Here is a 20,880-nt window from a genome sequence, read left to right as displayed (position 1 = left end):
TGTTGTTTTTGTCTCTTCCCGCGTACGGGAAGAGGGATCGTTCGTGAAGGGACGAAATGCCGCGCTAGAACTGCGAATAGTCGATCGGCTTGTGGCGATCGAGCGTGCGGGTGACCGGCGGCAGCGGGTATTTCAGGCCGGTGGCGCAGTTGAACAGCATCACGCGGTCGGACTTGCTGACGCGGCCGTCGGCGAGGCTGTCCTTGTAGGCGGCGTAGGTGGCAGCACCTTCGGGGCAGAGCAACAGCCCCTCCTCGCGCGCGACCTCGCTGAGCGCCGACGAGATCTTGTCGTCGTCGACGGCAATGGCAAAACCGTTGCTCTGCCGCACCGCGCGCAAAATGAGAAAGTCGCCGATCGCCTGCGGCACGCGAATGCCTGACGCGATGGTGTGAGCGTCCTCCCAGCGCGTCGCATGCTCGGTGCCGGCCTCATAGGCGCGCACCATGGGCGCGCAGCCGGAGGCTTGCACCGCGACCATGCGCGGGCGCTTGCTGCCGATGAAGCCGATCTTCTCTAGTTCGTCGAACGCCTTCCACATGCCGATCAGGCCGGTGCCGCCGCCGGTCGGATAGAAGATCACGTCGGGCACGTCCCAGCCGAGCTGCTCGGCGAGTTCGAGCCCCATCGTCTTCTTGCCTTCGATGCGGTACGGCTCCTTCAAGGTCGAGGTGTCGAACCAGCCGACTTTCGCCTTGCCCTCGCCGACGATCTTGCCGCAATCGTCGATATAGCCGTTGACGCGGTAGACGGTGGCGCCCTGCAGCTCGATCTCGCTGACGTTCACCTCCGGCGTATCGGCCGGGCAGAAGATCGTGGTCTTGATGCCGCAGGAGGTCGCATAAGCCGCGAGCGCCGCGCCGGCATTGCCGTTGGTCGGCATCGCCATATGCTTGATGCCGAGCGCCTTGCCCATCGACACCGCCATCACGAGGCCGCGCGCCTTGAACGAGCCGCTCGGCAAGCGCCCCTCGTCCTTGACGATGATCTCGCCGCCGCCGAGTTTTGCACCGAGCTTGGGCAGCCGGATCAGCGGCGTCGTGACCTCGCCGAGCGAGACGATGTCCTGACATTTACGCACCGGCAAAAGCTCGCGGTAGCGCCACATGTCGGCGGGGCGCTGGGCGAGCGCGTCTTTCGTCAGCGCCGTCTTCACACCGGCAAGGTCGTAGCGCACCAGCAGCGGCTTGCCGGCCTTGGAGAGGTTGTGGACCTGGTCGGCGGCGTAATGATCGCCCTCCATCGCGCATTCGAGATGGGTGACGAAGGTCGGGCGTTCGATGGTGAGGTTGTCGTTGTCTTGCATGGGGTGATTTCCTTCTTGTTTTGCAAACAGATCCCTCCGCTCGTCATTGCGAGCGCAGCGGAGCAATCCAGAGTCTTTCCGCGGAGGCAGTCTGGATTGCTTCGCTTCGCTCGCAATGACGGTGGTGGGCGGCGATGCGCGCCCGTCAAATATTCAGCACCCGTCCATACGCATCCAGCACGGCTTCCTTCATCATCTCCGACAGGGTCGGATGCGGGAACACCGTGTGCATCAGCTCCTCTTCCGTGGTCTCAAGGTTCATGGCGACGACGTAGCCCTGGATCAGCTCGGTGACCTCCGCGCCGATCATGTGGGCGCCAAGCAGCTGGCCGGTCTTCTTGTCGAAGATCACCTTGACCAAGCCCTGGTCCTCGCCGAGCGCGATGGCCTTGCCGTTGCCGACGAAGGGGAAGCGGCCGACGCGGATCTCGCGGCCGTTCTCCTTGGCCTTGGCTTCGGTGAGGCCGACGGAGGCCACCTGCGGCTGACAATAGGTGCAGCCCGGGATCAGGTTCTTGTCCATGGCGTGCGGATGCAGGCCCTTGATCGCCTCGACGCAGATCACGCCTTCATGTTCGGCCTTGTGAGCCAGCATCGGCGGCCCCGCGACATCGCCGATGGCATAGATGCCGGGGATGTTGGTCTTGCCGTAGCCGTCGATCACGATGACGCCGCGATCCGTTTTCACGCCGAGCTTCTCGAGTCCAAGGTTCTCGATGTTGCCGACGACGCCGACCGCCGAGATCACACGCTCGAACTCGGTCGTCACAGGCTTGCCCTTGCCGTCGTCAATGGTAGCGACGACGCTGTCGGCCTTCTTCTCGAGCTTGGTCACCTTGGTCGAGGACAGGATCTTGATGCCCTGCTTCTCGAAACGCTTGCGGGCCAGGCCGGCGATCTCGGCGTCCTCCACCGGCAGGATCTGCGGCAGCACTTCGACCACGGTGACGTCCGAGCCCATGGTGTGGAAGAAGGAGGCGAACTCGATGCCGATCGCGCCGGAGCCGACGACCAGCAGCGATTTCGGCATCCGCTCCGGCACCATCGCCTCGAAATAAGTCCAGATCAGCTTCTTGTCGGGTTCGAGGCCCGGCAGCACCCGCGGCCGCGCGCCGGTCGCGATGATGATGTGCTTGGCCTGATACGTCCCCTCGCCCGGCGCACCCTTGGGGCCCTCGACGTCCGACTTCTTCACGGTGACTTTGCCGGGCGCGTCGATCGAGGCCGCGCCCCAGATCACGCTGACCTTGTTCTTCTTCATCAGGAAGCCGACGCCATCGTTCAGCCGCTTCGAGACACCGCGCGAGCGCTGCACCACCGCCTTCGGATCGAACGAGACGTTATCGGCCGACAGGCCGTAATCCTTGGCGTGCTGCATGTAGTGGTAGATCTCGGCCGAGCGCAGCAGCGCCTTGGTCGGGATGCAGCCCCAGTTCAGGCAGATGCCGCCGAGATAGGATTTTTCGACGATCGCGACCTTGAAGCCGAGCTGGGCGGCGCGGATCGCGGTGACATAGCCGCCCGGACCGGAGCCGATGATGATGATGTCGAAGGATGTCTCGGCCATGGCGGCTCCCATTCAACTCAAGAGGCGCCGCGGGCGCGGCGCTTGATCAGAAAAGACCTCACCAGCCATTCGAGCATCGTCGCCAAAGCCATTACGGCCAAGGCGATCAGCACGACCGGCTGGGCGATGTTCCGTGCCAGTTGTTCACCGGCAAAGAACGCGGAGTAATGAAGATCGAGCCCAATCGGGTTGAGCGCGACGACTGCTCCAAGCAGCAGCGACATCCATGGCCAGCGGGTACGGACATGCAACGGTGCCCCCTCTACCGCGCGTCAGACCATCATCATGACGGGATTTTCGATCAGCTGCTTGAAGGCGCCGATCAGTTCCGCGCCGAGCGCGCCGTCGATGGCGCGGTGATCGCAGGACAGGGTCACGCTCATCATGTTCGCGATCTCGATCTTGCCGCCGTGGACCACAGGCCGCTCCTCGCTGGTGCCGACCGCGAGGATGGTCGCATGCGGCGGATTGATCACGGCAGTGAAGTGGCTGATGCCGAACATGCCGAGGTTCGAGACGGCCGTCGTGCCGCCCTGGTACTCTTCGGGCTTCAGCTTGCGCGAGCGCGCGCGTGCCGCAAAATCCTTCATCTCGTTGGAGATGGTCGACAGCGTCTTGGTCTCGGCCTTGCGGATGATCGGCGTGATCAGGCCGCCCGGCATCGCCACGGCGACGCCGACGTCGGAATGGTGATGCTTGACCATGCCGGATTCGGTCCAGCTCACATTGCAATTCGGGATCTTCTGCAGCGCCACCGCCATCGCCTTGATGACGAAGTCGTTGACCGAGATCTTGTAGAGCGGCTTCTTCTCCTTGTCCTTGGGAGCAGCCGCATTGATCTCCTCGCGCGCGGCGAGCAGCTTGCCGATGTCGCAGTCGATGGTGAGATAGAAGTGCGGGACGTTCTGGATCGACGCGGTCAGACGCTGCGCAATCGTGCGGCGCATTCCGTCATGCGGGACCACCTCGTAGGAGCCCGGCTCGAACAGCGACAGGATCTGCTTGTCCGACATGGTCGGCGCGCTCGAGGGCGCGCCCGACGGCGTCGCCGCGGGAGCCTTGAGGCCCTTGCCGGACTTGGCCTGCTCCACGTCGCGCGCGACCACGCGGCCGTGCGGGCCGGTGCCGGTCACCATCGCAACATCGACGCCAGCTTCCTTGGCGAGCCGGCGCGCCAGCGGCGAGGAGAACACGCGGCCGGCATGGCCGTTGCTCTGCGCAGCCGGTGCTGCGGCCTGCGGTGCAGGTGCTGCGGCGGGCGCCGGCGCGGCCTTGGGCGCAGCAGGCGCAGGAGCCGGCGCAGCAGCGGGAGCTTCAGCAGCTTTCGGAGGTGCGGTGGAAGCACTGGGCTTGGCGGCACCTGCCGCCTTCACGTCCTCGCCCTCGCCGGCCAGCACCGCGATCACATCATTGACCGGGACGTCCTGCGTGCCCTCGGGCACGAGGATCCTGGCGATCGTGCCCTCGTCGATGGCCTCGACCTCCATGGTCGCCTTGTCGGTCTCGATCTCGGCGATGACATCGCCGGATTTGACCTTGTCGCCTTCCTTCTTCAGCCACTTGGCGAGGTTGCCCTTCTCCATCGTCGGCGAAAGAGCGGGCATCAGGATGTTGATGGGCATGCTGACCTCAAGAAGAACTTTGCAAAAATCCGTCTCCGGACCGAAGACGAACAGACCAGGTTAGTTGCCGATGTCGCCCTGCCACAGGCGCTCATTGGCAGGGATGGAACGCCAATTCTTCATCATGGTGATGGAGCGGTCGTCGGCAAGGTCGATCCAGGAGATGCCGAACTTGTCGAGAATGTCCTTGGAGCCCTCGAAGGTGACGGACTCTCCAATCACCACGAGCTTCACCTTGAACAGTGCGAGCGCACCGGCACACATCGCGCATGGCGACAGCGTGGTGTACATGACGGTATCGTGGAACGAAATCGCACCCGCCTCGCGCAGGCAACTCATCTCGCCGTGCAGGATCGGGTTGTTTTCCTGCACGCGGTTGTTGTGGCCGCGGGCGATGACCTTGTTGTCGCGGGTCAGCACGGCGCCGATCGGCAGGCCGCCTTGCGCGATCGAGGCTTCCGCCTCGCGGATCGCCTCCAGCATGAAATCGAAATGATAGGCTTCGATCGCCACGGTCAGTGCCCCTTCCCGCGCGGCGTCGTGGTGCCGGTGTCGGTGGGACGCTCGATCTCGGCCTGGAACATCTCGATGATCCGGTTCAGCGCGTCCTCCTCGGTGTATTCGCTCTCGCGCGCATAGGCGCGCGCGGCGTGACGGGCGAGATCGACGAGCAGCAGGCCCCACATGTCGGGCTCGTCGAAGGCCCGCTGGAACGCCATCGACAGCCCGCCGTCCAGCACGAACACGCGCAGGATCTCGACCGCATCATCGCGGACGAGGACGTCGGGTGGCAATGGCTGCTCCTTCGGACCCGCCATGGTCTACCTGTAGCAGACGGCTTTGGCGGCCTCGACCACTTCGGCAGCCGAAGGCAGCGCGAGCTTTTCCAGGTTCGCGGCATACGGCATCGGCACGTCCTTGCCGGAGACCCGGGTTACAGGCGCATCCAGATAGTCGAAGGCATGCTCCATGATCCGCGCGGCGATCTCGGCGCCGACACCGCTCTGGGCCCAGCCCTCTTCCACCGTGACGGCACGTCCCGTCTTCTTGACGGAGTTGACGATGGTGTCGGTATCCATCGGACGCAGCGTGCGCAGGTCGATCACTTCGGCCTCGATGCCGTCCTTGGCGAGTTCGTCGGCGGCCTTCAGCGCGTAGCTCATGCCGTTCGACCACGAGATGATCGTGACATGGCTGCCGGAGCGCACGATGCGCGCCTTGCCGATCGGAATCACGAAGTCGTCGAGCTTCGGCACCTCGCCAGTGTGGCCGTAGAGCATTTCGTTCTCGAGGAAGATCACCGGATTGGGATCGCGGATCGCAGCCTTGAGCAGGCCCTTGTAATCAGCGGCCGAGAACGGCGCGACGACCTTGAGGCCGGGGACGTTCGAATACCAGGACGAATAATCCTGGCTGTGCTGGGCGGCCACGCGGGAAGCGGCGCCGTTGGGCCCGCGGAATACGATGGAGCAGCCCATCTGGCCGCCGGACATATAGAGCGTCTTGGCCGCGGAGTTGATGATCTGGTCGATCGCCTGCATAGCGAAGTTGAAGGTCATGAACTCGACAATCGGCTTCAACCCGGTCATCGCGGCGCCGACGCCGATGCCGGCAAAGCCGTGCTCCGTGATTGGCGTGTCGATGACGCGCTTGGCGCCGAATTCTTGAAGCAGCCCTTGCGTCACCTTGTAGGCGCCTTGGTATTCGGCAACCTCTTCGCCCATCACGAAGACGTCGGCATCGCGGCGCATCTCTTCGGCCATAGCATCGCGCAGGGCTTCGCGGATGGTCTGCGTCACCATCTCGGTGCCTGCGGGCACTTCCGGGTCGGGTTCTGCGACGGCCTGCGGCGCCGGCGCAGCCTTGGGAGCTGGAGCCTCGGTCTTCGCGGCGGCAGGGGCTACGGATTCGGCAGCCTTCTGCTGCTGGGCAGGCGCGGGCGCCTTGGCGAGATCGGCGGCACTTTCGCCATCGGCCAGAATTGTCGCGATCGGTGTGTTCACGGCAACGTCGGCGGTGCCCTCGGGGATCAGGATCTTGCCGAGCGTACCTTCATCGGTCGCCTCGACCTCCATGGTCGCCTTGTCGGTCTCGATCTCGGCGATGACGTCGCCGGACTTGATCGTCTCACCCTCTTTTTTCAGCCATTTGGAGAGGTTGCCCTTCTCCATCGTGGGCGACAACGCGGGCATCAGCACTTGAATTGGCATATCGGCTCCAAAAGAAAGCTTGCGCGCGTTCAGCGGTAAATATCGGTCCAGAGCTCGGCGGCATCCGGCTCGGGATCATGCTGGGCGAAATCGGCGGACGCGTTGACGATGTCGCGCACCTCGGCGTCGATCGCCTTCAGATCCTGCTCGCTGACCTTGGCGGCCAACAGGCGGTTGCGCACCTGCTCGATCGGATCCTGGTCGTGGCGGACTTTTTCGACCTCCTCGCGCGTTCTGTACTTTGCGGGATCGGACATCGAGTGGCCGCGATAACGGTAGGTCTGCATCTCCAGGATGAAGGGTCCCTTGCCGGCGCGGCACCAGGCCGCCGCCTCGTCGCCGGCGGCCTTCACGGCGCGGACGTCCATGCCGTCGACCTGCTGGCCGGGAATGTTGAAGGAGGCGCCGCGCTTGGAGAAATCCTGCTGCGCCGAGGCGCGCGAGACCGAAGTGCCCATGGCGTAGCGGTTGTTCTCGATGACGTAGATCACCGGCAGCTTCCAGAGCTCCGCCATGTTGAAGCTCTCATAGACCTGGCCCTGGTTGGCCGCGCCGTCGCCGAAATAGGTGACGCTGACATTGTCGTTGTCGCGATAGTGATTGGCGAAAGCGAGCCCGGTGCCGAGCGAGACCTGTGCGCCGACGATGCCGTGGCCGCCGTAAAAGTGCTTCTCCTTGCTGAACATATGCATGGAGCCGCCCTTGCCCTTGGAATAGCCGCCGCGACGGCCGGTGAGCTCGGCCATGACGCCTTTGGCCTCCATGCCGGTGGCGAGCATATGGCCGTGATCGCGATAGCCGGTGATGACCTGATCGCCCGGCTTCAGGGCCATCTGCATCCCGACCACCACGGCCTCCTGGCCGATATAAAGGTGGCAGAAGCCGCCGATCGCGCCCATGCCGTAGAGCTGGCCGGCCTTTTCCTCGAACCGCCGGATCAGGAGCATGTCGCGGAGCGCCTTGAGCTCCTGCTCTCTGGTGAATTCCGGGGGCGAACCGCCGTCGGTCTTGTCCTGTGCAGTACTTGCGGCGGCTTTCTTGGGTGCGGCCATGGGAATTCCGGGTCAGAGAAAACTTCAGCCCTGTCTAACCCAAGTCAAACGCCCTTGGAAAGCACCGCGGCGGCATGGCACGCCTTTCATTATGCCGCACTGCAACGCGATCGTAATATTGCAAAATCTTTGACGCGGATCGGGCAACATTTAGCTCCCCGACTCCCGCATCGTGTGTGGAATACCGATCGCAGACCCGCTCACGTCAGCCGCAGGAAGCAACGGGCTGCTTGCATATCGCAATCGCGCTGGCTCGATGGAGTCAGCGGCAGACCGCAAACCCCGCAAATGGCGCTTGTGCCGCTCGCGTGTCAGTTCGCCGGGATCGTCCGGACGAGATCGCGCGGATTGACGTAGTCGAGCTGGAAGCGCGCCCGCTCGTCCAGCATGTCGGGGTCGATCTTCGCGGAGCGCAGCAGCGAAACGCGCTGCTCGCTCCTGGCGCGCTCGCGCTTGAGCTGCGCCAGTTCGCTGGTCAGCGCCACGATCTCCTGGTCGAGCTCCTGGCGGGCGTTGAGGCCGTATTTGCCGGTATAGGCGTTGACGCCGAAATAGCCGACGATGGCGGCCGCCATCGCATAGAGGGCAAGACCGGTCAGGATCGATTTCAGGCGCGCGCGGGAGACCATCCTGGTAAGATGGGACAGGTTGGTTAAGGGCGTGCTAATTGCCCGCCCGCTTGGCGTTCCAATGCCTGGCTCAGCCGTCATGCCCGGCCTTGTGCCGGGCATCCACGTTCTTCGTCAATTTGGCAAAGACGTGGATGGCCGGGACATCTAGCGCGAAGACGCGCTTCGCGCTTTTGCCCGGCCATGACGGAGACCCGGGGTTCGCGGCCTCAGCCGTGATGCTTCGCGACGTGCACCGCAAACGCGTCGATATAGGCCTGGAGCACCGGCTTCAAGGACTCCTTGGTCAGGTTGCCGTCGGCATCGAACGCGTCGCCCACCCCGTTCAGATAGGCCTCCGGCTGCTGCATGATCGGGCCGGAAATGCCCGGCAGGATGTTCTGGAGCGTCTTGGCGGCACTGACGCCGCCGAGCGGGCCCGGCGAGTTCGCGATGATGCCGACCGGCTTGTCGTTGAACGAGCTCTTGCCATAGGGCCGCGAGGCGACGTCGATGGCGTTCTTCAGCACCCCCGGGATCGCGCGATTGTATTCCGGCGTGACGAAGATGACGCCGTCCGATTTCTGGATTTTTTCGCGGAAAGACAGCCAATCCGCCGGCGGCGCTCCCTCGAGGTCCTGGTTGAAGAACGAGATGCCGGCCGGCGTGATGACCTCGAGCTTGAGCGAGGCCGGCGCGAGCTTGGCGAGCGCATTGGCGATCTTGAGCGAAAAGCTGTCCTTACGCAGGCTGCCGGCGATCGTGACGATATTGTAGGCCATAGAGTGTCCTCGAAATCTTCAGCGGGAGTGCCGGGTCGGCACTTAAGCGATCTCGACCGATAGATGCAAGTGCATGGACTGGTCGGATTTGGAAACGCTGGGTTTCTGAACGGTTGCCCAAACAATCAGGCCGCCAAGTGGCGGCCCGATCCCTGGTACAAATCTGCAAATCGGCTCAGATGGTCGGATTCCACGCCGACGGGATCAGACGATATTTGGCGCCGTCCTTCTCGACATGGCCGACCGAGGGGAAGGTGAAGTGGAAGCCGATCACGGTCGCCTTCTCGGCGGCCGCCATGTCGTAGAATTTGTGGCGGGTTTCCTGCGCCAGCGCTGCATCGGTGTCGAACACCACATGCCAGTTCGGATTGCGCAGGAAGAACTCCGGGATGTTGGTGACGTCGGACTGGATCAGCACCTTGGAATCGCCTGAGGCGACCGCGAACGAGGTGTGCCCCGGGGTGTGACCGGGCGTCGCGATCGAGGTGATGCCCGGTGCGACCTCCTTGCCCCACTCGTACTTCGTCACCTTGGATTCGAGGCCGGCAAAGGTCTTCTTCACGTTGGCGAAGTAGTTCTTCATCATCGCGTTGGACTCGGCCTTGGCGGCGTTGTCCTCGCTGGTCCAGAACTCCCAGTCCTTGCCTGGCACCATGATCTCCGCATTGGGGAAGGCAAGCGCGCCGTCGGCGAGACGAATGCCGTTGGTGTGGTCGGGATGCAGATGCGAGAGCAGCACGACGTCGATGCTCTTGGGGTCGACGCCGGCGGCCTGGAGGTTCTGCAGCGTGCGGCCGACCGCGCCCTTGCTGGGCTCGAGATTGGCGACACCGTTGCCGGTATCGATCAGCACGAGCTTGGAGCCGGTGTTGATGAGCTGCGGGTTGAACGGCACCGTGACCATGCCCTTCGGCATGTAGGCCGCCTCGCCAGCGGCCAGCGCTTCCTCCTTCGGCGCGTTGACGACGAACTTGTCCGGCATCGGGAAAGTGCGCGCACCGTCATTGATGGAGGTGCACTCGTAGCTGCCGACCTTGTAGCGGTAGAAGCCCGGCGCCTGCGTGCCGGCTTGCGGTACTGAGGCATTGGCGGCGGTCGGCCCAAAGCCGGTCACGGCAGCCGCACCGAAGGTGGCGGCGCCTGCAAGCAAATGGCGGCGATTAAGATCGGTCATGAGGTCCCCTTCTGAGCGCCCCGCGGTTTTCCCGCGTGCAAATGGCGGCGGAATAATCCCCGGCTTCGCTCAGAAGGCAAGACCTTCTTTCGGTGACGTGCCGTCGCACGTCCCGATTATTTGTTCGGGTTGATGAGGAATTTTTCGCCAGTGGCGCGTTTGGCGTACACCGCGATGTTGGCGGGATCGAGCGCCTCGGAAAGCGACACCACCTTGGTGTAGTGGCTGGCAAACGTGGTCTTCAGTTCGTCGACGACGCGCTGGCGCAGCCTGGCCCCGTCCGCCTGCCCGATCTTCATCAGGAACGGAAAGAGCAGCCAGCCGCCGACGCCCCAGGCCATGCCGAAGCCGCGCGGCAGCTCAATCGGGCGGACATCGAGCGCGCCATAGACATAGACCTGCTTGTGCACGTTGGAGCCGTAGCGGCTGTATTCCTTCGCGGTCTTGTTGATCGCGACTTCCATGCAGTTGAGGATGTCGCCGGCGAGCTTCCCGCCGCCGATGGCGTCGAAGGCGATGGTGGCGCCGGTCTCGACCAGCGCATTGGTGAGATCGCCGAGGAAGCTCGGTGCGGTGGAATCGACGACATATTTGGCGCCGATCTTGTGCAGGATGTCGGCCTGCTCCTTGCTGCGCACAATGTTGACCAGCGGGATGCCGTCCTTGATGCAGATCTTGTTCAGCATCTGCCCGAGATTGGATGCGGCCGCAGTGTGCACCAGCGCCTTGTGACCCTCGCGCCGCATGGTCTCGGTCATGCCGAGCGCGGTCAGCGGATTGACGAAGCAGGAGGCTCCTTCGGCCGGCGTGGTGCCTTCCGGCAGCGGCAGGCACTCGCGCACTTTCAACGTGCGATACTGCGTGTACATCGCGCCGCCGATCATGGCGACGGTCTTGCCCATCAGCGCCTTCGCGGCATCCGAGGAGCCGGTCCTGATCACGACTCCCGCGCCTTCGTTACCGACCGGCATGGATTCGTCGAGCCGGCCTGCCATCGCCCGCATCGCGCCTTCCGGCACTTTCGCGGTGATGACGGGAGCTTCTTTGGTGCCCGAAGCCTTTGCCGTGCTCATGTCGGCCGCGCCGATCAAGAGCCCGAGGTCGGACGGGTTGATCGGCGCGGCCTCGACGCGGACGACAACCTCGTCCGCGGCGGGTTCGGGGGTCGGCACGTCGAGCAGCGAGATTTCGAGCTCACCGCTCTTCTTGATCAGCGAACGCAGTTGCAGACCGTTCTTGCCGTCGCTCATGTCGATCCTCCCCTGTTCTTGTCCGACCGCTGGCTTATGCCAGCGCCTTCAGTGCCGCCTTGCCGCCGTAGAGCGCCTGCTTGCCGAGCTGCTGCTCGATGCGCAGGAGCTGGTTGTATTTGGCGGTGCGATCGGAGCGCGCAAGGGAGCCGGTCTTGATCTGACCGCAATTGGTGGCGACCGCGAGGTCGGCGATGGTAGAATCCTCGGTCTCGCCGGAGCGGTGCGACATCACCGAGGTGTAGCCGGCCTTGTGCGCCATCTCGACGGCGGCGAGCGTCTCGGTCAGCGTGCCGATCTGGTTGACCTTGATCAGGATCGAATTGGCCCGTCCGGCCTTGATGCCTTCGGCGAGGCGCTTGACGTTGGTGACGAAGAGATCGTCACCGACGAGCTGGCACTTCTTGCCGACGAGGTCGGTCAGCTCCTTCCAGCCGTCCATGTCGTCTTCCGACATGCCGTCCTCGATGGTCACGATCGGATAGCGCGAGACGAGATCAGCAAGGTACTTGGCCTGCTCGGAGATCGAGCGGGTCTTGCCCTCGCCCTCGTAGACGTATTTGCCGTCCTTGAAGAACTCGGTCGAGGCGCAGTCGAGGCCAATGACGATGTCGGAGCCCGCCTTGTAGCCGGCCTTGCCGATCGCGTTCATGACGAATTCGAGCGCGGCGTCCGCCGACGGCAGGTTCGGGGCAAAGCCGCCCTCATCGCCGACATTGGTGTTGTGGCCGGCCTTCTTCAATTCGGACTTCAGGGTGTGGAAGACCTCCGCGCCATAGCGCAAGCCCTCGGCAAAGGAGGACGCGCCAACCGGTAGGATCATGAACTCCTGGAAGTCGATCGGATTGTCGGCGTGCATGCCGCCATTGATGATGTTCATCATCGGCACCGGCAGCAGCCGCGCCGAGGTGCCGCCAACGTAACGATAGAGCGGCATGTCGAGCGAGTTCGCGGCCGCCTTGGCGCAGGCGAGCGACACGCCGAGGATGGCGTTGGCGCCCAGCCGGCTCTTGTTCGGCGTACCGTCGAGGTCGATCATGATCTGGTCGAGCTGGGCCTGCTGCTCGACATCGAGGCCGCTCAGGGCCTCGAAGATTTCGCCGTTGACGGCGCCGACCGCCTTGGTGACGCCCTTGCCGAGATAGCGAGTCTTGTCACCGTCGCGTAGTTCCACCGCCTCATGGGCGCCGGTGGAGGCGCCGGACGGCACGGCAGCACGGCCAAGCGCGCCATCTTCCAGCACGACGTCGACCTCGACGGTGGGATTGCCACGGCTATCGAGAATTTCGCGGCCGATGATGTCGATGATGGCGGTCATGATGTGCACTTCCGTTCGTTAGAGCTGATCGGTGCCGCGGGTCTTACACGGACCGCAAGCAAATGTGAACGCTTGGAGGGTGGGCTTCGACTGACGCGTGAAGCGGCTCGGACTAAGGTTGACCGCATCTGGTCTGCGCGCAAAACCTCAATCTGAAACAGTCGGGGTAACGCCATGAATCGCCGCCAGTTTCTTGCCTCGAGCATCGCCCTCCTCGCGACCCGCCCGAGTTTTGCGCAGGAAGGCCCGTTCCGGACAAAATACTACCCCATTAGCTCCGGCATCGGTCTGCACGACCTCGCTCCCGCTCCCGATGGCACGGTCTGGTTTACGGCCCAGGGCAAGGGCCTGCTCGGCAGGCTCGATCCGAAGGATGGCAGCCACAAGACGGTCAGCCTCGGCCAGGGCGCCGCCCCGCACGGCGTGACCATCGGCCCCGACGGCGCGCCCTGGATCACCGAGGGCGGCCGGAATGCGATCGCCCGCGTCGATCCTTCCGACCTCAAGGTCACCCTGTTCCGCCTGCCCGAGAAGTTCGCCTACGCCAATCTCAACACCGGCGTGTTCGACAAGGACGGCACCTATTGGTTCACCGGCCAGTCCGGCTATTACGGCCGCCTCAAGCCGAACGCGGGCGGGACGGACGTGTTCAGGGCGCCCAAGGGCGTCGGCCCCTACGGAATCACCGTCACGCCCAAGGGCGACGTCTGGTATGCCTCGCTTGCCGGCAGCTATATTGCCAGGATCGATCCGGCGACGGGCAGCGCCAGTGTGGTCGAGCCGCCGACGCCGAGCCAGGGTTCGCGACGGGTCTGGTCGGATTCGAAAAGCCGGATCTGGGTCAGCGAGTGGAACAGTGGCCACGTCTCGGTGCACGATCCCGCGGAAGCCTCCTGGAAGACCTGGAAGCTGCCCGGCGAGCGTCCCCGCACCTACGCGGTCTATGTCGATGACAAGGACAAAGTCTGGCTGACCGATTTCTCCGCCAACGCCATCGTCCGCTTCGATCCCGCCACCGAGCGTTTCAACGTGTTCGCCAGCGACAAGGCTAACGCCAATGTGCGCCAGCTCGACGGGAGGCCGGGCGAGCTCTGGGGCTGCGAATCCGGCAACGACCGGATCGTCATGATCCAGACGGTCGCCGCCGGTTGACGACAGCGGCATTTGCGTCCATCCCGGCACGCGGAACAGGATGTGACGACAATGGCGAAGAAATCCCTTCAGCTGGGCCGCGCGGTCGAATGGCCGCACACACCGGAAGAAGCGCAGCTCGACCGCGTGCCGAACCCGCAAAAGGGCACGGACTATCTGGTACGCTTCACCGTGCCGGAATTCACCTCGCTCTGCCCGGTCACGGGACAACCGGATTTCGCACATCTGATGATCGACTACGCCCCCGGCCAATGGTTACTGGAGTCGAAGTCGCTCAAGCTCTACATCGCGAGCTTCCGCAATCACGGCGCCTTCCACGAGGACTGCACCGTGATGATCGGCAAGCGCATCGCGAGCGAGATCAAGCCGAAGTTCCTACGCATCGGGGGCTATTGGTATCCGCGCGGCGGCATTCCAATCGACGTGTTCTGGCAGACGGGCCGCGCGCCGAAGGGATTGTGGGTGCCCGAGCAGGGCGTCGCGCCCTATCGCGGCCGGGGCTGAGCTTGAAGAGACCGTTTCTGACTCACCGCGTTCGGTCTCGACCGCGAAGATTTGCTCGCTCGGGGGACGAGGTATAGCGGCTAACAACCATGCCGCTCGAATAAGCCTTGGCCTCGAGTAATTTTAGCTTCCTGAACCCCGACGCCGCGAAGATCCTGACGCCGTCACCCAATACCGCCGGGTTGACGTAGAATTGAAACTCGTCAACGAGACCTTGTTCGATCAGCGCCGCGGCAAACCCCGCGCCACCGAACACGCCAATGTCGCGCCCTCGTTGGCTCTTTAAGGCGCCGACCACCTCGTGCAAATCTCCGCTGACAAGCGTGGTTCGTTCCCACGCCGGCTCCGTTGGCTTATTCGTCGGAACCATTTTGCTCATTTCTGTGATACGCTTAGCGAACGCGTAGAATGGCTCAGTTGGGTAGCGGTTCGCTGCGTTCTCCCAATGCCGTAGATACCCTTCATTCAGCATCTTCCGACTGAGAAGAATCGTGTCGATGCGCTCGAAGTGAGCATTGAAATCGCGCTTCAGTTCATCATCCCAAAAGTTGTTGTCACCCCAACCCCATAGCTGCCAATTTACCGTTCCGTAGGAGCCGACAAAGCCATCGGCTGACACCTGCATCTGAAGGATAAGTTTTCGCATCGGTCTATTCTCTCGAATCATGCAAGGATCGAAGCTGCGAACGATTCAGCAGCCCATTGTTTGAAGGTCGTTCGAGTTGTGTTTTCTGAAGCTGGCGTGTCGAGTGCCCATCGCTCTTGGCGATTGAAGCTCGCTGGGGTTTCGATCAACGCTTCCGTGAAGCTGGCTGATATCCCGTTTGCGATCATGCTGCTGCGGGCGTCATCGAGCGGGACAGATCGATAAGTCACGTCTTTGCGCAGTTTCCTGCCCAGGAGCTCTGTCACCTTCTGAAATATTTAAAAGCCGCCGCTTGCAACCTGATGGATATCTGCGGGCATTTTCCACCACTCCTCCAGCATTGAGACTTTGTGATTGGTTTACATTTGGAAGCATTGACGCCAGCCTCGAATGATGTCAATAGTAAATCGATTTACAAAGGGAACTACGGATGTCGGGAAGACAGCGATCAGGTTGCCCAATCAGTCTGTCGCTGGAGTTGCTCGGCGATCGCTGGACGCTGCTGATTGTGCGTGACATCGTTTTCGCGGGGAAACAGCACTTCCGGGAATTTCTGCAGTCCGATGAATCGATATCATCGCGGACGCTTGCGGAGCGGCTTCAAACGCTGCAAGAAGGCGGCGTCCTTACCCGTCATGACGACCCCACGCATAAACTGAAGGCGATTTATCGCCTTACGGAGGCGGGCATTGATCTGCTGCCTGTCCTCGCCGAGCTTGGCTTATGGGGCAGCAAATATCGTAATGCTGATCCGGATCTTGGTGCGATTGCCGAGAGACTATCGGCGGGGGGCCCCAAGATGCTTTCCCAGATGAAGCAAAAACTGAGGACAGGAGGTTCTAAATGACGATACGCCGCGTCAGGCGCTAGACATCTTTTAGGCGACTGCATCCGATGGCGCCCGCTGTTTCAACAGCCGCGCACAGGCGAAGCCCAGCGCGACCATGATCGCGGCGCTCGCGAACAGGGTCGGCATCTTGCCGCCATGCTGGAGGCCAAGTCCATAGGCGAGCGGCCCCACCGTCTGCCCCATGAAGAAGAAGAACGAATGCAGCGACAACGCGGTTGCGCGCGCCTCGACCGAGAGTTCGCTGGCAAACATCTGAAGGCAGCCATGGGCGATGTAGAAGCCCCATCCCATCACGATGAGATTGAACGCCTGCACTTCCCAGCGCAGGCCGAAGCCGACGGCAACGAGCTGCGAAGCCACCAGCGTCATGCCCGCGATCATCATTCCCTTCATGCCCAGCCATGGCAGCAGGCGCGACACCGTCAGCGTGTAGAACAAGCCGCCGACCGCAAAGCCCGCGATGACGATGCCCGCGATCGAGAGCGAGGTCTGACCGAGCTCGAACAGGAACGAAGCGATGTAGGGAAACAGGCCGAGCACGCAGCAGCCTTCGATGAACACCGCCGCATAACAGACATAGGCGTTCGGGTTGGTGAAGATGGTGCGATAGCCCGCCTTCAGCGCCGACAGGCTCGTCTTCGGCGGATGCTTGACCTTGGCGCCACGAAAACCGGCGGCGACCGCGATCGAGGCAACGATCACCAGCGCGCCGAGCACCGCCAGCACGCCGCGCCAGCCGAGGAAATCGCCGATCAGGCCGGAGGCCGAGGCGCCGAGGAGATTGCCCGCCATCGCGCCGGCGAGCGTGCGGCTGATCGCGACCTGACGCTTCTCCGGACCGACGAGATCGCTGGTCAGGCTGAGCGCCACCGGAAACACGCCGCCGGAGCCGATACCGGCGAGGATACGGGTCGCGAACAGAACCGAGAATGAGCTCGAGAGCGCCCCCAGGATGTTGGCAAGGCCGAGCAGCGCGAGGCAGCCGATCATCAGCCGCGTCTTGCCGAACAGATCGGCGGCGGCGCCGACGATCGGCTGGATGATCGAGAAGGTGAAGGCGAACACCGCGGCAAAACCGGCAGCGGTCGCGATGCTGACGCCAAAGTCCTCCGCGACGTGCGGCAGCACCGGATCGAGCGCGCGCGCGGAGAGCGCCGCGGCGAAGCTTGCACCGGAGATGACGTAAAGCGCGGCCGGCAGGCCGTGATCGTGCGCCCGCGCCTCGCCTTGCTGCATCAGCGCGGGTCGGCTTTGGTCGAATCTTTGGCGAGCGCGTCGAACGCCATCAGCCTTCGGATCAGCCCTTCGAACTCGCGCAGCGGCACCATGTTGGGTCCGTCGGACGGCGCGCTGTCAGGATCGGGATGGGTCTCGATGAAGATACCGGCAACACCGACGGCGACGGCTGCGCGTGCGAGCACCGGCACGAATTCGCGCTCGCCTCCGGAAGACGTCCCCTTCCCGCCCGGCTGTTGCACCGAATGAGTCGCGTCGAAGATCACGGGGGCGCCGGTGGTGCGCGCCAGGATCGGCAGCGCGCGCATGTCGGAGACCAGGGTGTTGTAGCCGAAGGACGCGCCGCGTTCGGTGACGAGCACGTTGGGATTGTTCGCGCTCGTGATCTTGGACACGACGTTGGCCATGTCCCAGGGCGCAAGAAACTGACCCTTCTTGACGTTGACGACCTTGCCGGTTGCGGCCGCCGCCAGCAGCAGATCGGTCTGGCGACACAGGAAGGCGGGAATCTGCAACACGTCCACCGCCTGCGCCACCTCGGCACACTGCCCGGCGTCATGCACGTCGGTCAGGACCGGCAGGCCGAGCGACGATCGGATTTCGGCGAAGATCGGCAGCGATTGTGCAAGTCCGAGGCCACGCGCGGCCGACGCGCTGGTGCGATTGGCCTTGTCGAATGAGGTCTTGTAGACGAGGCCGATCTGCAGTCGCGCGGCGATCTCCTTCAGCGCGGAGGCCACCTCCAGCGCATGCTGGCGGCTTTCGAGCTGACACGGCCCGGCAATGATCGAGATCGGCAGATCATTGCCGAATTTGACCTTGCCAATGGTGACGACCGGCGCCGCTGACGTCGAAGAGCTCAAGGCAAATCCCTCGTTTCGGCGCGACCATAGCCGCGATGAAGGGCGGATCAACCCCGTTCGGCCTGGGCTCCCAGAATATCAGGGTTGCGCCCAGGCTCCCCGCGACGCCCTCGCGCCGGCCGTCTCTACTTCACCGACGAGAAGGCGGTCGGCGCCAGGATCTGGCTGACGATGTTGCCGACGATCTGGCCGTCCGCCTCGCTCTCGGCGCGCCCTTTCATCCAGTCCGGATCGGTCATGAAGGCGGCCCACTTCTTCTCGCGCTCGGCGAGCGACTCCCAGGCCAGGAAATAGGTCAGCTCCTGGTTGGATTCACCGATCACGGTCGTGAAGAACCCGGCCTGCTTGATGCCGTGCTTTTCCCACACCTTCAGCGTGACGGTCTCGAACCGCTTGAGCAGTGCCGGCAGGCGGCCGGGCACGCAGCGATAGATGCGCATTTCGTAGATCATTCGTATTCCTCCCTGATCAGGTGCGGCGGTTATAACGGCCGGCCCCGACGGTGTCTTGAGGCCCGCTCGGCCGCCCCCGGTAGCGTTCCGTGCATGGCTAGCGCCCGCTCAAAGCCTCGAGAGCCGGTTCCCGCAATGCTGCCGCAATGATACGGCCGCTAGATTGGCGCGATTGAGGTTGAGGTGCGGATCATGCGGATTTTGCTCGTCGAGGACGAGGTCGAAATGGCCGACGCGCTGGCGTCGGCGCTGAAGCGCTACGACATGGTGGTGGACCACGCCCCCACGCTCGCGGAGGCGGAAGAGGCCATTTCTGCCGACGTCCACGCCGCCGTCCTGCTCGATCGCCAGCTTCCCGATGGCGACGGTCTCACCCTGATCCCGAAACTCAGGGCGCGCGCCGACGGCGTGCCGATCATCGTGTTGACGGCGCGCGGCGAACTCGCCGACCGGGTCGCCGGGCTCGACTGCGGGGCGGATGATTATCTGTCAAAGCCGTTCGCGGTAGAGGAATTGCTGGCGCGGCTGCGCGCCGTGCTGCGCCGGCCCGCCGGGCTGCATCCCGACATCATGCACGCCGGCCGCCTCGCCTTCGATTTCGGCCATCGCGAGGCAAGCATCGACGGGGCTCCGCTCGAGCTGCCGCGACGCGAGCTCCTCGTGCTGGAAGCCCTGGTCCGCCGCATGGGCCGGACCGTGCTGCGCTCCGCGCTGGAAGAAGCCGTCTACAGTTTCGACGACGAGATCCAGTCGAATGCGCTCGATACACACGTGTCGCGCCTGCGCCGCAAACTCTCGGAAGCCGATGCGCGCGTGGAGATCCACGGCATCCGCGGCGTCGGCTATCTCTTGAAGAATCTGCTATGAGCAAGCACCACGAACCCTATTGCCTGCGCTCGCGGCTGAGCTGGCGCCTGCTGTCGCTCCAGGCGGTGCTGCTCACGGCGCTCGTTGCCGTCGTCGTCGGGGCATTGAGCGCGTCGGGATTCGTGATCGCCGGGCGCGACGAAGATCGCGTGATCGATATCGTCCAGCGCGCGCTCGGACGCGACGCGCAAGGCGACCTGGTCCTGCGGCCGACGACCGAGCTGAAACAATTGCGCAGCGAGACCCCCGATCTCTGGTTCCTGGTCCGCGACAGGCAGGGACATTCGCTCAGCGAAGGCGCCGTGCCGGCCGAATTCGCCGCCATCGGCAGCGGCCTCGACCAGATCAGCCAGGCCCGGCTCGGCTGGCAGCTGTTCGAGGACGATCCGCGCAAGCCCCCGGCGCGGCTGAAGCGGGTCGATACCGACGCCGGCAATGTGCAAATCATCACGGCGACGCAAGGCAAGCTCACGGGCGCCAAGGCGTTGATCATGACATCGCTTGCACTGCTCGGCATCGCCCTGCCTGGCCTGCTCCTCATGGGAACGGCGACGTTCATCGCCACGCCGATGATCGTGCGGCGCGCCTTCGAGGCGCTCGATGCGACGGCGGACCAGGCGCGGCGCATCGACATCCATCAACGCGGCGCGCGGCTGTCGCTGGACCGGATGCCGCTGGAAGTCGTGCCGCTCGTGACCGCGGTCAACGACGCGCTGGCGCGGCTAGACCAGGGCTATGCCCGCCACAAGCGCTTCGTCGCCGATGCCGCACACGAGTTGCGCACACCGATCGCGATCCTGAACACGCGGCTGGAGTCGCTTCCAGCGGGGCCGGACAAGACCCGGTTGCTGGAGGATTCCGCGCGGCTGGCAACGCTTGCCGAGCAGCTGCTGGACATTCAAAGGCTCGACCGCTGCGGCCATCCCTTCACGCGCGTTGACCTCGTCGCAATCGCGCAAAGCGCGGCCGCAGATCTTGCGCCGCTGGCCATTGCCGCCGGCTACGAGTTGGCGCTCGACGCCCCCTCCACGCCGGTCGAAACGATCGGCGATTCGGCGGCGCTGGAGCGCGCGCTGACCAACCTTGTGCAGAATGCGATCCAGCACGGCCCGCGCCGCGGCACCATAGGCATTCGTGTCAGCAGGCCCGCGAGCATCGAGGTCACGGACGAAGGCGCCGGCATTCCGGCCGATCAGCGCGAACAGATATTCGAACCGTTCTACCGGCTGACACCGCTGGATCGCGGTGCCGGCCTCGGTCTCAACATGGTGCGCGAGATCGTGCTCCTGCATGGCGGCCACATCTCGGTCGCGGACACAGCGATCGGCGGCGCGTGCTTCAGGATGTCACTGCCGCCCGTCCGGGAGAATTGACGCAATCGACAGGCGGCACGCAATGCTGTCGCAATGCACTCAAGCGAT

General features: G+C 63.8%; 22 protein-coding genes. 5 read left to right on the top strand and 17 right to left on the bottom strand.

Annotated features, from left to right (window positions below):
• Positions 1–64 precede the first annotated feature (64 nt).
• From IVB36_RS19910 to eno, 13 genes are all read right to left on the bottom strand, one after another.
• Complete coding sequence (locus IVB36_RS19910) at positions 65–1,306, bottom strand: threonine synthase (protein ID WP_247392809.1); 1,242 nt, start codon at positions 1,304–1,306, stop codon at positions 65–67.
• A gap of 145 nt (positions 1,307–1,451) precedes the next feature.
• Positions 1,452–2,873 (bottom strand): dihydrolipoyl dehydrogenase, encoded by a 1,422-nt coding sequence (gene lpdA, locus IVB36_RS19905; RefSeq protein ID WP_247392808.1) that lies wholly within the window; start codon positions 2,871–2,873, stop codon positions 1,452–1,454.
• A gap of 17 nt (positions 2,874–2,890) precedes the next feature.
• Positions 2,891–3,097, bottom strand: coding sequence for a hypothetical protein (locus IVB36_RS19900; RefSeq protein WP_247392807.1), 207 nt, complete (start codon positions 3,095–3,097; stop codon positions 2,891–2,893).
• Positions 3,098–3,145: 48 nt separating this feature from the next.
• The gene (locus IVB36_RS19895; protein ID WP_247392806.1) at positions 3,146–4,495 is read right to left on the bottom strand and encodes a pyruvate dehydrogenase complex dihydrolipoamide acetyltransferase; all 1,350 of its coding nucleotides are present in this window, start codon (positions 4,493–4,495) and stop codon (positions 3,146–3,148) included.
• 60 nt (positions 4,496–4,555) lie between these two features.
• A complete protein-coding gene (locus IVB36_RS19890; protein ID WP_018458058.1) occupies positions 4,556–5,008 on the bottom strand; it encodes a nucleoside deaminase in 453 nt (150 codons plus the stop codon).
• A gap of 2 nt (positions 5,009–5,010) precedes the next feature.
• Positions 5,011–5,313, bottom strand: coding sequence for a DUF5076 domain-containing protein (locus IVB36_RS19885; RefSeq protein ID WP_007590623.1), 303 nt, complete (start codon positions 5,311–5,313; stop codon positions 5,011–5,013).
• Positions 5,314–5,316: 3 nt separating this feature from the next.
• Complete coding sequence (locus tag IVB36_RS19880) at positions 5,317–6,705, bottom strand: pyruvate dehydrogenase complex E1 component subunit beta (protein ID WP_026233491.1); 1,389 nt, start codon at positions 6,703–6,705, stop codon at positions 5,317–5,319.
• A gap of 29 nt (positions 6,706–6,734) precedes the next feature.
• Entirely contained in the window at positions 6,735–7,757 is a 1,023-nt protein-coding gene (gene pdhA, locus IVB36_RS19875) for a pyruvate dehydrogenase (acetyl-transferring) E1 component subunit alpha (RefSeq protein ID WP_085353223.1), read from the bottom strand.
• A 311-nt stretch (positions 7,758–8,068) separates the two neighbouring features.
• Entirely contained in the window at positions 8,069–8,386 is a 318-nt protein-coding gene (locus IVB36_RS19870) for a septum formation initiator family protein (protein WP_007590617.1), read from the bottom strand.
• 209 nt (positions 8,387–8,595) lie between these two features.
• On the bottom strand, positions 8,596–9,147 hold the full coding sequence (locus IVB36_RS19865; protein ID WP_085353225.1) for an NADPH-dependent FMN reductase: 552 nt from the start codon (positions 9,145–9,147) through the stop codon (positions 8,596–8,598).
• A gap of 175 nt (positions 9,148–9,322) precedes the next feature.
• Positions 9,323–10,321, bottom strand: coding sequence for an MBL fold metallo-hydrolase (locus IVB36_RS19860; protein WP_085353228.1), 999 nt, complete (start codon positions 10,319–10,321; stop codon positions 9,323–9,325).
• A gap of 116 nt (positions 10,322–10,437) precedes the next feature.
• Positions 10,438–11,571, bottom strand: a complete 1,134-nt coding sequence (locus tag IVB36_RS19855) for a zinc-binding dehydrogenase (RefSeq protein WP_018458063.1) — start codon at positions 11,569–11,571, stop codon at positions 10,438–10,440.
• A 34-nt stretch (positions 11,572–11,605) separates the two neighbouring features.
• Entirely contained in the window at positions 11,606–12,889 is a 1,284-nt protein-coding gene (eno, locus tag IVB36_RS19850; protein WP_018458064.1) for a phosphopyruvate hydratase, read from the bottom strand.
• 174 nt (positions 12,890–13,063) lie between these two features.
• On the opposite strand from eno, the gene IVB36_RS19845 reads away from it, so the two are divergent.
• Both IVB36_RS19845 and queF read left to right on the top strand, forming a co-directional pair.
• On the top strand, positions 13,064–14,041 hold the full coding sequence (locus tag IVB36_RS19845) for a lyase (RefSeq protein ID WP_247392805.1): 978 nt from the start codon (positions 13,064–13,066) through the stop codon (positions 14,039–14,041).
• 51 nt (positions 14,042–14,092) lie between these two features.
• Positions 14,093–14,545, top strand: coding sequence for a preQ(1) synthase (gene queF / locus IVB36_RS19840; protein WP_018458066.1), 453 nt, complete (start codon positions 14,093–14,095; stop codon positions 14,543–14,545).
• Positions 14,546–14,567: 22 nt separating this feature from the next.
• Here queF and IVB36_RS19835 read toward each other — a convergent pair whose 3' ends face one another.
• Positions 14,568–15,191, bottom strand: coding sequence for a dihydrofolate reductase family protein (locus tag IVB36_RS19835; protein ID WP_085395044.1), 624 nt, complete (start codon positions 15,189–15,191; stop codon positions 14,568–14,570).
• A 430-nt stretch (positions 15,192–15,621) separates the two neighbouring features.
• Here IVB36_RS19835 and IVB36_RS19830 point away from each other — a divergent pair, with 430 nt between their 5' ends.
• On the top strand, positions 15,622–16,038 hold the full coding sequence (locus tag IVB36_RS19830; RefSeq protein WP_247392804.1) for a helix-turn-helix domain-containing protein: 417 nt from the start codon (positions 15,622–15,624) through the stop codon (positions 16,036–16,038).
• A gap of 30 nt (positions 16,039–16,068) precedes the next feature.
• Here the strand turns inward: IVB36_RS19830 and IVB36_RS19825 are convergent, their stop codons facing one another.
• The 3 genes from IVB36_RS19825 to IVB36_RS19815 all read right to left on the bottom strand — a co-directional run bounded on the left by IVB36_RS19825 (position 16,069) and on the right by IVB36_RS19815 (position 18,592).
• Positions 16,069–17,277: an MFS transporter gene (locus IVB36_RS19825; protein ID WP_018458070.1), complete on the bottom strand. Its 1,209-nt coding sequence runs from the start codon at positions 17,275–17,277 to the stop codon at positions 16,069–16,071.
• Positions 17,277–18,140, bottom strand: a complete 864-nt coding sequence (kdsA, locus tag IVB36_RS19820; protein WP_018458071.1) for a 3-deoxy-8-phosphooctulonate synthase — start codon at positions 18,138–18,140, stop codon at positions 17,277–17,279. Before kdsA ends, IVB36_RS19825 begins: the two co-directional genes overlap by 1 nt.
• A gap of 125 nt (positions 18,141–18,265) precedes the next feature.
• Positions 18,266–18,592 (bottom strand): NIPSNAP family protein, encoded by a 327-nt coding sequence (locus IVB36_RS19815; RefSeq protein ID WP_085353235.1) that lies wholly within the window; start codon positions 18,590–18,592, stop codon positions 18,266–18,268.
• Between the two features lie 192 nt (positions 18,593–18,784).
• Between IVB36_RS19815 and IVB36_RS19810 the strand changes: the two genes are divergently transcribed.
• Together IVB36_RS19810 and IVB36_RS19805 are read left to right on the top strand one after the other, a co-directional pair.
• Positions 18,785–19,459 carry a response regulator transcription factor gene (locus IVB36_RS19810; RefSeq protein WP_247392803.1) on the top strand — a complete coding sequence of 225 codons (675 nt, stop codon included), beginning with the start codon at positions 18,785–18,787 and terminating at the stop codon, positions 19,457–19,459.
• Positions 19,456–20,832, top strand: coding sequence for a HAMP domain-containing sensor histidine kinase (locus IVB36_RS19805; protein WP_247392802.1), 1,377 nt, complete (start codon positions 19,456–19,458; stop codon positions 20,830–20,832). The genes IVB36_RS19810 and IVB36_RS19805 overlap by 4 nt, the downstream gene beginning before the upstream one ends.
• Positions 20,833–20,880: the final 48 nt, after the last annotated feature.

This window comes from Bradyrhizobium sp. 35 (assembly GCF_023073215.1).
GTDB classification, from domain to species: domain Bacteria; phylum Pseudomonadota; class Alphaproteobacteria; order Rhizobiales; family Xanthobacteraceae; genus Bradyrhizobium; species Bradyrhizobium canariense_D.
The sequence above is the reverse complement of the archived record's forward strand: the minus strand, read 5'-3'. Positions and strand labels throughout refer to the sequence as shown.

Coding starts and splice junctions, on each gene's coding strand:
- IVB36_RS19805 (WP_247392802.1), top strand. CDS start 19,456: ATGAGCAAGCACCACGAACCCTATTGCCTGCGCTCGCGGCTGAGCTGG.
- pdhA (WP_085353223.1), bottom strand. CDS start 7,757: ATGGCCGCACCCAAGAAAGCCGCCGCAAGTACTGCACAGGACAAGACC.
- lpdA (WP_247392808.1), bottom strand. CDS start 2,873: ATGGCCGAGACATCCTTCGACATCATCATCATCGGCTCCGGTCCGGGC.
- IVB36_RS19845 (WP_247392805.1), top strand. CDS start 13,064: ATGAATCGCCGCCAGTTTCTTGCCTCGAGCATCGCCCTCCTCGCGACC.
- IVB36_RS19860 (WP_085353228.1), bottom strand. CDS start 10,321: ATGACCGATCTTAATCGCCGCCATTTGCTTGCAGGCGCCGCCACCTTC.
- IVB36_RS19835 (WP_085395044.1), bottom strand. CDS start 15,191: ATGCGAAAACTTATCCTTCAGATGCAGGTGTCAGCCGATGGCTTTGTC.
- eno (WP_018458064.1), bottom strand. CDS start 12,889: ATGACCGCCATCATCGACATCATCGGCCGCGAAATTCTCGATAGCCGT.
- IVB36_RS19880 (WP_026233491.1), bottom strand. CDS start 6,705: ATGCCAATTCAAGTGCTGATGCCCGCGTTGTCGCCCACGATGGAGAAG.
- queF (WP_018458066.1), top strand. CDS start 14,093: ATGGCGAAGAAATCCCTTCAGCTGGGCCGCGCGGTCGAATGGCCGCAC.
- IVB36_RS19830 (WP_247392804.1), top strand. CDS start 15,622: ATGTCGGGAAGACAGCGATCAGGTTGCCCAATCAGTCTGTCGCTGGAG.
- IVB36_RS19855 (WP_018458063.1), bottom strand. CDS start 11,571: ATGAGCGACGGCAAGAACGGTCTGCAACTGCGTTCGCTGATCAAGAAG.
- IVB36_RS19900 (WP_247392807.1), bottom strand. CDS start 3,097: ATGTCGCTGCTGCTTGGAGCAGTCGTCGCGCTCAACCCGATTGGGCTC.
- IVB36_RS19910 (WP_247392809.1), bottom strand. CDS start 1,306: ATGCAAGACAACGACAACCTCACCATCGAACGCCCGACCTTCGTCACC.
- IVB36_RS19810 (WP_247392803.1), top strand. CDS start 18,785: ATGCGGATTTTGCTCGTCGAGGACGAGGTCGAAATGGCCGACGCGCTG.
- IVB36_RS19865 (WP_085353225.1), bottom strand. CDS start 9,147: ATGGCCTACAATATCGTCACGATCGCCGGCAGCCTGCGTAAGGACAGC.
- IVB36_RS19815 (WP_085353235.1), bottom strand. CDS start 18,592: ATGATCTACGAAATGCGCATCTATCGCTGCGTGCCCGGCCGCCTGCCG.
- IVB36_RS19895 (WP_247392806.1), bottom strand. CDS start 4,495: ATGCCCATCAACATCCTGATGCCCGCTCTTTCGCCGACGATGGAGAAG.
- IVB36_RS19825 (WP_018458070.1), bottom strand. CDS start 17,277: ATGCAGCAAGGCGAGGCGCGGGCGCACGATCACGGCCTGCCGGCCGCG.
- IVB36_RS19870 (WP_007590617.1), bottom strand. CDS start 8,386: ATGGTCTCCCGCGCGCGCCTGAAATCGATCCTGACCGGTCTTGCCCTC.
- IVB36_RS19885 (WP_007590623.1), bottom strand. CDS start 5,313: ATGGCGGGTCCGAAGGAGCAGCCATTGCCACCCGACGTCCTCGTCCGC.